This window comes from Hydrogenophaga sp. LT287 (assembly GCF_055702805.1).
Genome location: NZ_JBVPZC010000011.1, coordinates 29,209 through 41,864, shown reverse-complemented (window position 1 = coordinate 41,864; position 12,656 = coordinate 29,209). Strand labels below are relative to the sequence as shown.

General features: G+C 65.7%; 11 protein-coding genes and 1 other RNA gene. 3 read left to right on the top strand and 9 right to left on the bottom strand.

Annotated elements, in window-relative coordinates:
- Positions 1 to 141: 141 nt before the first annotated feature.
- The 8 genes from AC0GNR_RS10530 to dapF all read right to left on the bottom strand — a co-directional run bounded on the left by AC0GNR_RS10530 (position 142) and on the right by dapF (position 9,291).
- On the bottom strand, positions 142 to 1,998 hold the full coding sequence (locus tag AC0GNR_RS10530; protein ID WP_472900911.1) for an STAS domain-containing protein: 1,857 nt from the start codon (positions 1,996 to 1,998) through the stop codon (positions 142 to 144).
- A 43-nt stretch (positions 1,999 to 2,041) separates the two neighbouring features.
- The gene (gene dksA / locus AC0GNR_RS10525) at positions 2,042 to 2,863 is read right to left on the bottom strand and encodes an RNA polymerase-binding protein DksA (RefSeq protein WP_472900910.1); all 822 of its coding nucleotides are present in this window, start codon (positions 2,861 to 2,863) and stop codon (positions 2,042 to 2,044) included.
- Positions 2,864 to 3,461: 598 nt separating this feature from the next.
- The gene (locus AC0GNR_RS10520; RefSeq protein ID WP_472900909.1) at positions 3,462 to 4,541 is read right to left on the bottom strand and encodes a CobW family GTP-binding protein; all 1,080 of its coding nucleotides are present in this window, start codon (positions 4,539 to 4,541) and stop codon (positions 3,462 to 3,464) included.
- Positions 4,542 to 4,631: 90 nt separating this feature from the next.
- Complete coding sequence (locus tag AC0GNR_RS10515; protein WP_472900908.1) at positions 4,632 to 5,816, bottom strand: class I SAM-dependent rRNA methyltransferase; 1,185 nt, start codon at positions 5,814 to 5,816, stop codon at positions 4,632 to 4,634.
- A gap of 238 nt (positions 5,817 to 6,054) precedes the next feature.
- Complete coding sequence (locus AC0GNR_RS10510; RefSeq protein ID WP_472900907.1) at positions 6,055 to 6,492, bottom strand: DsrE family protein; 438 nt, start codon at positions 6,490 to 6,492, stop codon at positions 6,055 to 6,057.
- 153 nt (positions 6,493 to 6,645) lie between these two features.
- Entirely contained in the window at positions 6,646 to 7,668 is a 1,023-nt protein-coding gene (locus tag AC0GNR_RS10505) for a tyrosine recombinase XerC (RefSeq protein WP_472900906.1), read from the bottom strand.
- A 19-nt stretch (positions 7,669 to 7,687) separates the two neighbouring features.
- On the bottom strand, positions 7,688 to 8,389 hold the full coding sequence (locus AC0GNR_RS10500; protein WP_472900905.1) for a DUF484 family protein: 702 nt from the start codon (positions 8,387 to 8,389) through the stop codon (positions 7,688 to 7,690).
- 26 nt (positions 8,390 to 8,415) lie between these two features.
- Entirely contained in the window at positions 8,416 to 9,291 is an 876-nt protein-coding gene (gene dapF, locus AC0GNR_RS10495) for a diaminopimelate epimerase (protein ID WP_472900904.1), read from the bottom strand.
- A 97-nt stretch (positions 9,292 to 9,388) separates the two neighbouring features.
- On the opposite strand from dapF, the gene AC0GNR_RS10490 reads away from it, so the two are divergent.
- From AC0GNR_RS10490 to AC0GNR_RS10480, 3 genes are read left to right on the top strand one after another with little or no spacing between them, the layout of a single operon-like run.
- Positions 9,389 to 11,098: an MBL fold metallo-hydrolase gene (locus AC0GNR_RS10490; RefSeq protein WP_472900903.1), complete on the top strand. Its 1,710-nt coding sequence runs from the start codon at positions 9,389 to 9,391 to the stop codon at positions 11,096 to 11,098.
- Positions 11,095 to 11,415, top strand: coding sequence for a c-type cytochrome (locus AC0GNR_RS10485; RefSeq protein WP_472900902.1), 321 nt, complete (start codon positions 11,095 to 11,097; stop codon positions 11,413 to 11,415). Before AC0GNR_RS10490 ends, AC0GNR_RS10485 begins: the two co-directional genes overlap by 4 nt.
- 11 nt (positions 11,416 to 11,426) lie before the next feature.
- On the top strand, positions 11,427 to 12,224 hold the full coding sequence (locus AC0GNR_RS10480; RefSeq protein ID WP_472900901.1) for a metallophosphoesterase family protein: 798 nt from the start codon (positions 11,427 to 11,429) through the stop codon (positions 12,222 to 12,224).
- 5 nt (positions 12,225 to 12,229) lie between these two features.
- Here AC0GNR_RS10480 and rnpB read toward each other — a convergent pair.
- Positions 12,230 to 12,601, bottom strand: an RNA gene (gene rnpB / locus AC0GNR_RS10475) — RNase P RNA component class A.
- Positions 12,602 to 12,656: the final 55 nt, after the last annotated feature.

Below are 12,656 nucleotides of genomic sequence, written 5' to 3'. Positions count from 1 at the left end.
GGTGATCGGATGAATCTCAAGCGCGGCACAGACCAAGCCTGCGCTACGCGGTGCGAACCTCAGGCACCGCACAGGCGGTTTCTCTGGGCTGGCGGGGCTGCCCCCCGAATGGGGTGACACCGAGGGCTGGGGCGTTACGGATCAGTCGTTGCGCAGCACCACTTTGGCGTATTCGGTGATGCCGATCACATGGAAAAACGCCGATACCAGCCGATGCGCATCCACAAACTGAACCATGCGCCCTTCGGCGTGGTGACCCGACACCCAGTTCAGCAAGGTACCGGCAGCCGAAAAGTCCACTCGAATCAGGTTGCGGCAGGAAATGATCAACACGTCCGCGCCCTTCAGCCGGTGCTCCAGCGCGGTCAACGTGTCCTGCGGATCGCCCCGGATTTCGCCCGACAGCTCGACCAGACCGAGGTTGTTGAACTCGGACGCTTGCCCGTCCATGACGGAGTCGCTGGGGTAGGTGGAAGGAACCTGCTCCAGCACGACCTCACCCAGCACCGATTGACCGGTTTCCGCCGTGTCGTCGTTCGACACCGACTGGAAATGGCACCGGGGCCGTTCCCAGCCGGGGGGAGACACTTCGTAGGTGACGCAAAAATCGAGCGCGGTGAGTTCAAACTCGTCTGGCCGATTCATGACGCGCAAAGCGGCCATACGCAGCTCCCACCAGAGCTGCTCCATATCGCGCCGCCCCGAGGGCGTGAGCTTCTTGAGCAGATCGCGCAGCTCGCTGGTGCCGCAGAAGCGCAGCTCCACATCTTGGTCGCCCCACAGGGTAAAAATACCCAGCAAGGCACGGGCAGCCTTGACGTCGATGGACTCGACCGGCGACCAGTCCAGAACCCAAGGCTGGCTGGCGCGCAGCAACACGTTTTGCAGCGTACCGACCGCGTGCGCGTCAATCACTGGCTCGCACACCCAGACCGCGCGATTGGGCGCAGCCGAGGGCTTGAAGCTCTTGCTTCCCATGCTGGAAACCAGCTCGGGCATGTCAAACCACTGCGGCGCCGATCGGTTGAAGCGGTTGACGAAGTCCACCGCATGGCTCTCGAAGGGCGCAAGCTGCCCCGTGGCTCGGTACAGGTCGAACAAGGCCAACCAGTCTTCTTGCTGATGGGCTCGGTTCCCGCCCTCGCCCAGCGCCTCGAGCAAACCTTGCTCAGCGCCCGTATCGTCACCGTTGGCAAACCGAATGGCCGCTTCCTCCACTTCGGGGTCTTGCGCCACCTCCTGCACGTCAAGCGCGAAGAAATGGGAGGCCGAGAAAACCGAGTTGGCGCTGTTGAGCTCACCCTGGGCGGTGGGCGCCATCAAACCGGTGCGGGCGGCAGATGGCGTTGGCGCAGCAGGCGCCTGGGCCACCAATTCGCTTTCCTTGGACGGTGACCAGGCTTTTCGAACGGCAGGAGCCGCCGCTGCGGGCACGGTTGGCACGGTTGGCTCGGTCGGTGCCGACTCATCGAAGGCCAACGGGCTGGCTTCGGTCTCGTTGTATTGCTGGATGCGCCGTTTTTCCTGTGGATCAGGCGCTGTTTTGCGGTCGGCGGCGTCGCTCTTGCGGCTCAAGGGCGTGCCGCCCGTGGAGTGCGTGCCGCTGCTCAGGCTGGAGCCCGTCACCAACGAGTCCGGCCCCTTGGTCTTCCACCACTGCATCGACATCTGGGCTTCGATCTCGTCGATTTTCTTGAGCGTCATGGCGCGGTCGTCCGGTTTGGACGGCAGGCTGCTCTGGAAAAACGAGGGTCTGACGCCCTGACCTTCTTCGCCCGAGGCTTCCCGACTGCGCACTTTGCGCAACAAATCGAATTCGCGCTTGCGCACAAAGTCATTGCGCCGCTTGCGCTCAATCATTTCCTTGAGCGCCGCCTTGCTGTACTCGCTCTCACGGTCGGCCGCGCGCGTGTCCAGATCCGACCAACTGGTGGTCGGATGGCGCACGAACTTCACCACCTTGGACAGGAAGCCGCCGTTGGATTCGTCCTTGGACATGGAGCGTCAGGTCTGGGTAGAAGAGTGGAAGGACCGTTAAAACTCAATCCCCAAACATTTTTTGCTTGAGCTCGCGGCGTTGCTGGGCTTCCAGCGACAGGCTGGCGGTGGGGCGCGCCATGAGACGGCCCACACCAATGGCTTCGCCGGTTTCTTCGCAGTAACCGTAGTCGCCCGAATCAATGCGTGCAATGGCCTGCTCGATTTTCTTGAGCAACTTGCGTTCGCGGTCGCGCGTGCGCAGCTCCAGGGCGTGCTCTTCTTCAATGGTCGCGCGGTCTGCCGGATCGGGCACCACCACGGTGTCTTCGCGCAGATGCTCGGTGGTCTCGCCCGCGTTGGCCAGCATGTCGGCCTTGAGCTGCGAAAGCTTGCGGCGGAAGTAAGCCAGCTGCAGATCGCTCATGTACTCGCTGTCGGGCATGGCCTGGACGTCTTGGTCGGTCAGCTGCTCGATCGACAGGGTCTTCCAGTTGTTCGCCCGCGTGGGATCTTTCTGGACGGAGGATGGCACGGGAGGGGTCATTACGGCACGTTCGTTCATGGTGGAAAAAGTCGCCTTGGCGGCATCGGGTGCGTGGGTGGGAACCACCGCTGCCTGCGTCATTTGCTCCATCATCACCTTTTTGGCGGCACGCTTGCCAAGTGGCCTTGGTGTGGGCTCAACAATGACCGGCGCAGGCGCAGAGCGAGCAGCTTTGGCAGGGGGCTTGGGTGTGGTTTTCGCCGCTGGTTTTTCAACCACCTCAACCGCCGCTTTCGCCGGTTTGGCGACAGCAGGCTTGGCCGCGGCGGGCTTCACAGGCAGTTGCGCTGCCACTTTGGCCGCGGGCTTGGCCGCGGGTTTCACGGCAGATTTGGCCACGGTTTGTTTGTCAGGTTTGACCGGCGAAACCACGGGTGTGGCGGTGCGGCTGGGGGGTTGGGTTGAACTGGACTTGGCAGATGCCGCCGCTTTTTTGGCTGCGACAGCCGGTTGCTTGGGTTTCACCGCCGCAGGGGTCGGGGCTTTGGTCGGGGTTTTCGCGGCAAGCTTGCTGCCGGCAGAGACCTTGGCTGGCGCGGCGGCAGAGCGCTCTTTGGCCCCCACTGCAGCTGATTTGCCTGGTTTTGCGGTCTTGGTGGCCGGGGCTTTCACAACGGGTCTCCTCTCAGTACCTGACGATGCGGGATCTTGGGGCCGGTCGATGCCGCGAACCGGGGTTCGCTGCGCCTCACGTTGAGCCGGTGAACTCGGCTTATTGGTTGTTATACCCCCGTTGCGGTCAGGCTCCAGATGGCCAGCCGCTGGTGGGCGGGTGGCGGGTCTGGCGGAGCCTTGGGCGACCGACTTGGGCCGCGATTGTAACGAGGGTGTGGCCGAAGGCTGCGAAATGCCTCCAGCAAGAAAGCCAAGGCGTTGGAGAAGAGAGACAAAGAGCACGAGCAGACCTTGTTTATGGAGCCGTCATGCCACGCGGTTTTCAGACCAGCGACTGGTCCAGCCCCTGAACCAGGATGTCCCGCGGCAGGTCGAGACCGATGAACACCATTTTGCTCACACGGGTCTCGCCTTCGGCCCACGGTGGCCCAAGGTCACTGCCCATGAGCTGGTGCACGCCCTGGAAAATCACCTTGCGGTCGGTGCCTTCCATGTCGAGCACCCCCTTGTAGCGCAGCATGCGCGGGCCATAGACCTGCACGATGGCGCCCAGAAAGTCTTCCAGTTTGGCCGGGTTGAACGGCCGGGTGGCGCGGTACACGAAGCTTTTTACGTCATCGTCGTGGTGATGGTGGTGGTGGTGGCCATGCCCCTCGTGCCCGTGCTGGTGCGACGGGTGGTTGCAGTGCTCGCCGTGCTCGTGGCCATGCCCGTGGTGGTCGTGACCATGGTCGTGGTCGTCTTCGACCTTGAGGAAATCGGGGTCGATGTCGAGCTTGGCGTTCAGATTGAAGCCGCGCAGGTCAAACACTTCCTTCAGCGACACCTCCCCAAAATGCACCGGGCGCATGGGCGCACGCGGGTTCATGTGCTTGAGGCGGTGGGTCAGGGCTTCCAGCTCGCCCGCGTCCACCAGGTCGGCTTTGCTGATGAAAATCTGGTCGGCAAAACCCACCTGGCGGCGTGCTTCCTGGCGCTCGTTGAGCTGGTTCGCCGCGTGCTTGGCATCCACCAGGGTCAAGATCGAGTCCAGCAGGTACTGCTCGGCCACCTCGTCGTCCATAAAAAAGGTTTGCGCCACCGGGCCGGGGTCGGCCAAGCCGGTGGTTTCAATCACCACGCGGTCAAAGTCGAGCTCACCTTTGCGCTTTTTCTCGGCCAGGTCTTGCAGCGTGGCACGCAGGTCGTCGCGAATGGTGCAGCAAATGCAGCCATTGCTCATCTGGATGATGTTTTCGGTGGTGTCGGCCACCAGGATCTCGTTGTCGATGTTTTCTTCACCGAACTCGTTTTCAATCACCGCGATTTTTTGGCCGTGGGCCTCGCTCAGCACGCGCTTGAGCAGCGTGGTTTTCCCCGAACCCAGGAAGCCGGTGAGGATGGTGGCGGGAATCAGGGACATGGTGATCGGTGCTCGTACGACGGAGTGACGGGAAGGCGACAGCGGGGGAGTGTATTCGACCAGCCCGCGGTCTGCCTGCGGTGGATCAAATCAGCTGCTTTTCATGATCACGAGGCCTTTGAGGTACTCACCCTCGGGGAAGTTCACCGTCATCGGGTGGTCGCAGGCGCCACCCAGGCGCTGCAAAATCGCGCCGTCCACGCCAGCGTCCAGCCCGGCCGAGGCGACGATCTTGTGAAACAGCTCCACGCCGATGCCGCCCGAGCACGAAAAGGTGAACAGCACGCCGCCCGGGTTGAGCAGTTTGAACGCCAGGCGGTTGATGTCTTTGTAGGCACGGGCCGCGCGTTCGGCGTGCGCAGCGGTCGGGGCGAGCTTGGGAGGGTCGAGCACGATGGCGTCGAACTGGCGGCCTTCGCCGATGAACTGACGCAACGAGGCGTTCACGTCGGCATCCATGAAGGTGGCGCGTGCAGCGTCAAAACCATTGAGTGCGAGGTTGGCTGCGGCCTGCTCCAGCGCAGGGGCTGACGAGTCGATGGACGTGACATGCCCGGCCCCGCCGGCCAGCGCGGCCACGGTAAAGCCGCCGGTGTAGCTGAAGCAGTTGAGCACCTGGGCAAAACCCAGGCGCTGGGTGTAGTCGTGGCAGACCTGGCGGCTGTCGCGCTGGTCCAGGTAGTAGCCGGTTTTGTGGCCATGGGCAATGTCCAGCCCCAGGCTCCAGCCGTGCTCTTTCAGCACCAGTGCGGTGTCGCCACTGCCGCGCAGCCAGCCGGTGGCCTCTGCCAAGCCTTCCAGCTTGCGCGAACTGGTGTCTGAGCGCTCGTACAAGCGCGGGCAGCCGGTGAGTTCGATCAGCGCATCGGCCAGTTCGGGTTTCCAGCGCTCCACACCGCAGGCGGTGAACTGGGCCACCAGGGTGTCGCCATAGCGGTCGACGATCAGGCCAGGCAGGCCGTCTGACTCGCCATGCACCAGCCGCAGGCCGTTGCTGTCAATGCCCATGCGCTCGCGCAGGGCGATGGCGCGGGCCAACCGGCCGCGCAAAAACGCAACGTCGATGCGCTGCGCTTCGTCAAAGCTCCAGGCCCGCACGCGAATACGCGATGTGGGCGAAAACGCGCCCCAAGCCAGAAACTGCCCTTCGTGGCTTTCCACACGCACGGTCTCGCCCGCATCGGCCCCGCCTTTGGCGATGGCGCCGTCAAACACCCAGGGGTGGCGGCGCTGCAGGGATCGGTCTTTGCCGGGCTTGAGTCGTATGGTTTTCATCTGGGTATTGTCTCCCCCCGCGCCGGCCTGCGGCCGTCACCCCCCCCAGGGGGCGGCACTGGCCGTCCGACGAAGCCGGCCCGGCGGTGCCCTGGATGGGCTTCCCTGCTTTTCTGCGACTTTGCCCCTCTCCGGATCTGGGTGCACAAACCCGGAACGCAGCGGAACCGGCTTGGCCAGGCGGCACCGCGTTGCCCCCTGGAGGGGGTTGAGCGAAGCGCGGCGGGGGCGTCCCTGTTCAGGGGCGCAGGTAGACGAAACCTTCGCGGGCCTGCAGCTTGGCCACTTCGTGCACGCCAGCAGGCACCACCGAAGCTTCCATCACCAACTTGCTGGCGTCGATCTTGCGCGACACCAGGGTGTTGTTGCAGACCCGGAATTCCACGCCTTTGTTGGCCAGGTCGGCGATGGCGCCGGCAAAAGGCTGTTCCATCTGGTTGGTGGCGCCCTGCAGCAGGAAGTCAATGCCCAGGCCGTGGGTGACGACCACGATCTTGGCCTTGGGATCGGCCGCCAGGTGGTTGCGGATGTTGTTGAGCCCACGCGAGGCCTGGGGAATGCCTTCGCTCAGGTGGTACACGACCTTGATGACGTCGTCAGCCGCCTGGGCCTGCAACGAGGTGGCCATGACAGCGGCGAACACAAGGGCCTTGAGGGTGGCAAAAATTTTGAACATGGGACGTCTCCGGGGTAAATGGGTAAGGCCTGATAGCCATTGCTTATAGACCAATGAATTGTCAGACAAGCACCCCGAAATGCTACAGGGATTACCCGAAACGGCACGGCCACCAGAACCACAGCCCAGCGCCGACAGGGGTTGCTCCGTCCCTCAGCGACTTGTGTCTGGCGAGCCGCTGGGTGTTGGGTCATCTCGCGCCGCTTCGACGGACGCGGCAGGCAGCGCGCCACGGGCCTGCGCGCGCGGATGGGCCGCGTCGTACACCTGGGCCAGATGCTGAAAGTCCAGCCGCGTGTACACCTGCGTGGTGCTGATGCTGGCATGCCCCAGCAGCTCCTGCACGGCACGCAGGTCGCCGCTGGACTGCAGCACGTGGCTGGCAAACGAGTGGCGCAGCATGTGGGGGTGCACCGGCGTGGCCAGCCCGGCCAGCAGCGAGCGGCGCTTGAGCCGCACCCGGATGTGCTGCGGCGTGAGGCGCTGGCCGCGGGCGCTGATGAAGAGCGCGGGGTCGTTTTGCGGCCAGGCGCTCCTGGCCGCCAGCCAGGCGGCCAGCGCGGCCAACGCGGCGCGACCCACCGGCACGCTGCGGCGTTTGGCGCCTTTGCCCAGCACGTGGGCCTCGCCGGCATCGGCGTCGATCCAGCCGCGCGCCTGGCCGCTGGCGGCCACGTCCAGCCCCACCAGCTCGCCAATGCGCAGACCGCAGCCATACAACAGCTCGGTGATGCAGCGGTCTCGGGCTTCCAGCATAGGGTCGTCGGCTTCGTGTTCGTAAGAAGCCAGCTGCACCGACTCGTCCACACCCAGCGCTTTGGGCAAAGGCTTGCCGGCTTTGGGCGCCCGCACGTCTTGCACCGGGTTGTGGTCCATCAGGCCCTGGCGGCCCAGCCAGATATAAAAACCGCGCCAGCCCGACAAAATGAGCGCAATGCCACGGGCGCTGCGCCCGCCGCTGTGCATCTGCGCCACCCAGCGGCGGATGTGCGGGTTGTGCACCGAGCGCAAAGGCAAGCCTGCCTCAGCGGCGTGGGCCACGAGCTTTTCCAGATCCAGGGTGTAAAGCGCCACGGTGCGCTCGGCCAGCCGTTTTTCTACCCGCACATGGGCCAGGTAGGCCTGCACCAGCACAGCGTCGCCCGCCGCTTGCAACGAAGTCGTCACGTCGGTCATGGGCGAAAGACGCTCAACGTCAGACCACCGCGGCCGGCACCACCGGCCTCAGGCGCGACAAGGCGGCGCTGGTGAGCTCACCGATGCGTTCGAGGAAATCGGTGCCCATGTCGGCCGAAAACCGCTGTGCATCCCCAGAAGCCAGCACCAGCAGGCCAAAGGCTTGTGGCGCCGCGCCAGCGCGCAGCGGGATCAGAGCCAGCGAGGCGGCGGCGGTGGGGTCGTCCAGCCAGCGGGCGGCTTCGAGGCCGGGGTTGGTGCCGCAGTAGGGGCGCGTGAGGGATGAGGCAAACGCCATCACGTCGTCGCTGGCGCCTTGGGCAAACGGCTCGTTGGCAAAATCGGGCGCCACCCCCCAGACCTTGATGGCCACCTGGGGCACCAGAAACTGCGCGGCAATTTCGCGCGCCGCCACGCCAGGCAGCTCGCGCGCTTCGCGGGCGCGCAGCAGCTCGCGGGTCCAGCGTTGCAGCTTGTCGGCAATGGCGGTGTTTTCCTGTCCGTGGCGAATCATCTCTGCAGCCTTGAGCTCGAGCCCGCGGATTTTTTCGCGCAACATGCCCGCCTGGCGTTCCTGCAAACTCACCGCGCGCTGGCCGTGGGGGCTGGTCAGCTGAACGGCGGCCAGCAGGCTGGCGTGGCGCTCGAAAAAATCGGGCGTATTGGCCAGGTAGTTGGCAATGTCGTCTTCGGTGATCGGGGAAATGGGTTCGTGGTTCATGTGGGGTGTGTCGGGGTTAAGGCCACTCAGGGCAGGTCGGGCACGTCAATCTCGCCCTCAAAAACGGTGGTGGCCGGGCCGGTCATCAACACCGAGCCATCGTGCGCCGGGCTGTCGTGCCATTCGATGGTGAGCACGCCGCCGTGGGTGTGCACGTCAACCCTGGCGTCCAGCAAGCCCAGCCGAATGCCTGCCACCACGGCCGCACAGGCGCCGGTGCCGCAGGCCAGGGTTTCGCCAGCGCCGCGCTCGTACACGCGCAGGCGCACCTGGGTACGGTTCACGACCTGCAAAAAGCCGGCGTTCACACGCCGTGGGAAGCGCTCGTGCTGCTCCACCAGTGGCCCCTGCACCAACACCGGGGCGGTGTCCACATCGTCCACCAGCAACACGGCGTGCGGGTTGCCCATGGACAGCACCGAAACCCACGCTTGGCTGCCATCGGGCAGGGCCAGTGGCCAACGCTCAAAACCCGCCATGGGCTGGGCCTGCAGGCCGGTGGCGACAAAGGGCACGCGGGCCAGCTCAAACACCGGCGCACCCATGTCCACGGTCACACGGCCATCGGGGTCCATGCGCAGCTCAATCTCACCCTGCTGCACCTTCACCCGCAGCGGGTTGCGGGCGCTCAGCGCTTTTTCGTGCACGTAGCGCACAAAGCAGCGCGCGCCGTTGCCGCAGTGCTCCACCTCGCCGCCATCGGCGTTGTGAATCACATATTCGAAGTCGAGCCCCGGCGCGGGCGAGGGTCGCACGCTCAGGATCTGGTCAGCGCCCACGCCAAAGTGCCGGTCGGCCAGCCAGCGGTACTGGGCCGTGCTCAGACCCAGGCGGCCACGGGTCTCGTCGAGCACGACGAAGTCGTTGCCCGCGCCCTGCATCTTGGTGAATCGAATGTGCATGGGCAGATTATCGCCCTGCGCCAATGGGCCAACGCAGGCCCTGCCACTGGCAGACCGGCGACAGAAGCCGCCCCCGGGCATCCTTCACAATGGAGCGATGGTCAGACCCACCCAGCTCCTACACACCCCCCGCACGCCCGCCGCGCTGCGGCCCGCCGCCACCGTGCTGCTGCTGCGCGACAGCCCCCAAGGCATTGAAGTGCTCATGACGCGCCGCTCCATGACGGCGAGTTTTGCGCCCGGTGCCTACGTGTTCCCCGGCGGCGGCATCGACGCTGCCGACGCGCTGGCGCACAGCCAGTCCACCCGGCGCGCCACACAAAGCGATGTGCACCTGACGCAAGCCATCGCCGCGATCCGCGAAAGCTTTGAAGAACTGGGCGTTTTGCTGGCCCGCCGGCCTGACGGCTCGCACCTGGGCACGGCCGATATTGCCGCGCTCGACCGCCAGGCGCCCTTTGCCGCCGTGTGCGCAGCCAACGGCCTCACCCTGGACGGCGCTGAGGTGTTCGTGCTCTCCCACTGGATCACCGACCGCGACCTGCCGCGCCGCTTCGATGTGCCTTTTTTGGTGGCGCGCATGCCCGAAGGGCAGGAGCCGGTGGCCGACGAGTCCGAGCAGTTCGAGCCGCTGTGGGTGCGCCCGGCCGACGCGCTGGCGCGCCATGCCGCCGGCGGTTTCTTCATCATTTTCCCGACCATTCGCACGCTGGAGCGGCTGCAAACCTACCCCAGCGTGCAGGCCTTGCTGGACGCCTGCGCCGTCAACGATGAGCCGCTGTTCACCAGCTGCCCGCGTGCGGGGCTGCTGGGTGGCAGAGAGTCGCGCCACATGGAGCACGAAGCGCCGTTTGGCGAGCTGGCCCTTGTCAGCCCCGATGGGCAGATCGTGCACAGCCTGGACTGGCAGACCGAGCGCCCCGTGGCGCTGTTGAAAAACGTGCAGCGCCTCACCGCGCCCAACCCCGGGTTCATGACCGGCCCCGGCACCAACAGCTACCTGGTCGGCGACCCGACCACAGGCTACGCGGTGATCGATCCAGGCCCGGACGAGCCCGAGCACCTGGAGCGCCTGTGGCGTGCGGCGGGTGGCGACATCCGCGCCATCGTCTGCACCCATTCGCATCCCGACCACTCACCTGGCGCTCCGCGCCTGCAGGCCCTTTGCAGCACCGCCGCGCGCGAAAAGCCACCCATTCTGGGTCTGCCCAGCGCCACCACAGCCCGCGAGAACAGCCGATTCACCCCCGAGCGCGACCTGGCCGACGGCGAGCGCCTGGTGCTGCAAGGTGAAAACGCCCAAGGCACCGTCACGCACACGCTGCAGGTGGTGCACACCCCAGGCCACGCGGCCAACCACCTGTGCCTGGTGCTTGAAGAAGACGGGCTGCTGTTCAGCGGCGATCACATCTTGAACGGCAGCACCACCGTGATCGACCCGCCCGACGGCAACATGGGCGCGTACCTGGACGCCTTGGACCGGCTGGCCAGCCTGTGTGACACCCACGTCATCAACTTCATCTTGCCCGCGCACGGCTACGTGCTGGGCGACCTGCGCCAGAGCGTCGACAACCCGTCGGCTCCTGCCGAAGGTGGCGCCAAAGTAGCCATCAACCACCTGAAGGCGCACCGCCTGGCCCGTGAAGCCAAGGTGGGCCGCGCCATGACCGCACTGCCCCACGGCACGCCCGACGACTGGGTGAAGCTGGCCTACGACGATGTTCCCGAACGGCTGTGGCCGGTGGCCAAGCGCTCCATGCTGGCGCACGTCGAACGCATCCAGAGCCTGGGAGGTTTCAACGCATGACACCTCGCACCCCCACCCGGGTGTTGCTGCTCGCGCTGATGGGCAGCGCCCTGCCCCTGGCTGCCCAGGCCAGCATGAACCTGGCCCTCGAAAAGGGCTGCCTGGGCTGCCACGGCACGCCCCCGCGCGGCAAGGCACCGACCATGACCGAACTCGCCAACCGCTACGCCGCCGCCCAGGGCGACGAGAACGAGATCGCCCGGCTCACCGCCCATCTGCGCGAACACCACCTGTTCGGCGGCGTGGCGGCCCACGAACGGCTCAGTGCCGAAGAAGCCGGTCGCTTTGTGCGCTGGCTGGTCGACGGCGGCCGCTGAAAGTCCGCACCGTGCGCATCGCCTTCGTCTCCGACATCCACGGCAACCTCACCGCACTGGACGCGGTCATCGCCGACATCGAACGGCGCGGGGTGGACGAGGTCGTGAACCTGGGCGACACAGTGAGCGGTCCGTTGCTGCCGCTGGAGACGGCCCAGCGCCTGAGCAAGCTGCCCTGGCTGCACGTGGCGGGCAACCACGAACGGCAGGTGCTGCAGCTGCCGCTGGCGCGCCAGAACCCATCCGACGCCTACACCAGCGGCCGGCTGGCCGACGCGGACAAGGCCTGGCTGGCCGGTCATGCCGACCCCTGCGAACCGCGCCTGCACAGCGGCCAAGTCTGGCCCGAACGGCTCGGCGGCGACGTGGCCCTGTGCCACGGCAGCCCGCGCAGCGACATCGAATACCTGCTGGAAACGCCGGTGGGTGAAGAGGCCCGACTGGCCAGGCCCGACGAGATCCAGGAACGCCTGGATGGCCGGATTCCGCCGCACATCACCTTGCTGGCCTGCGGGCACTCCCATGTGCCGCGCGCGGTCCACACCGCCAGCGGCTTGCTGATCGTCAACCCCGGCAGCGTGGGCCTGCCCGCCTACGACGACGACCATCCCTACCCGCATTCGAGTTTCCACCGCATCGAAACCGGCAGCCCCGATGCGCGCTACGCGGTGGTGGAACGGCAGAGCGGGCACTGGACCTGCGAGCTGATCAGCGTGCCCTATGACCACGAATCGATGGCCGGGCTGGCCGACCAGCGCCAGCGCCCCGACTGGGCCCACGCCCTGCGCACGGGCTGGATGGCGCGGTGAATAAAGTGTGAAGCGCGCCGTTACGCCGGATTCTGTGCACCCGTGACATTCTTGCGAACGCCCTGGGCGTGACCGTCATTCCTCTGGGCCGCTGGTCACCCAAGCGGCTCGGTGCTACCTACCCGCCAACTCCGCGGAACCACGTCAACGTTGGCCTATTTGGTATTGCTGCGCGTAGAGATTGCCCGTTTCACCCGAACTGAATCGGCTCGTCTCTGTTGCTCTGATCCTCACCTTAGGGCCCGCCAGGTTGCCCTGGCTGGCTTGTCGGTGGAGAGGTGTTACCTCCTACGCTGTCCTGTGCAGTCCGGACGTTCCTCCAGCACTCCCTTTCGGGTTCCCTTGCGGGCTGTGCCAGCGACGGCCTAGCGCGCTTCACCCCGCTATTATCGCTACCTGGCAGCACCAGGCCGCCGACTGCTTGATAACCAC

Bases quoted from the DNA above. Each gene is read 5' to 3' on its own strand.
- AC0GNR_RS10490 (WP_472900903.1), top strand. From the start codon at position 9,389: ATGGTCAGACCCACCCAGCTCCTACACACCCCCCGCACGCCCGCCGCG.
- AC0GNR_RS10530 (WP_472900911.1), bottom strand. From the start codon at position 1,998: ATGTCCAAGGACGAATCCAACGGCGGCTTCCTGTCCAAGGTGGTGAAG.
- AC0GNR_RS10485 (WP_472900902.1), top strand. From the start codon at position 11,095: ATGACACCTCGCACCCCCACCCGGGTGTTGCTGCTCGCGCTGATGGGC.
- AC0GNR_RS10500 (WP_472900905.1), bottom strand. From the start codon at position 8,389: ATGAACCACGAACCCATTTCCCCGATCACCGAAGACGACATTGCCAAC.
- AC0GNR_RS10510 (WP_472900907.1), bottom strand. From the start codon at position 6,492: ATGTTCAAAATTTTTGCCACCCTCAAGGCCCTTGTGTTCGCCGCTGTC.
- AC0GNR_RS10520 (WP_472900909.1), bottom strand. From the start codon at position 4,541: ATGTCCCTGATTCCCGCCACCATCCTCACCGGCTTCCTGGGTTCGGGG.
- dapF (WP_472900904.1), bottom strand. From the start codon at position 9,291: ATGCACATTCGATTCACCAAGATGCAGGGCGCGGGCAACGACTTCGTC.
- AC0GNR_RS10515 (WP_472900908.1), bottom strand. From the start codon at position 5,816: ATGAAAACCATACGACTCAAGCCCGGCAAAGACCGATCCCTGCAGCGC.
- AC0GNR_RS10505 (WP_472900906.1), bottom strand. From the start codon at position 7,668: ATGACCGACGTGACGACTTCGTTGCAAGCGGCGGGCGACGCTGTGCTG.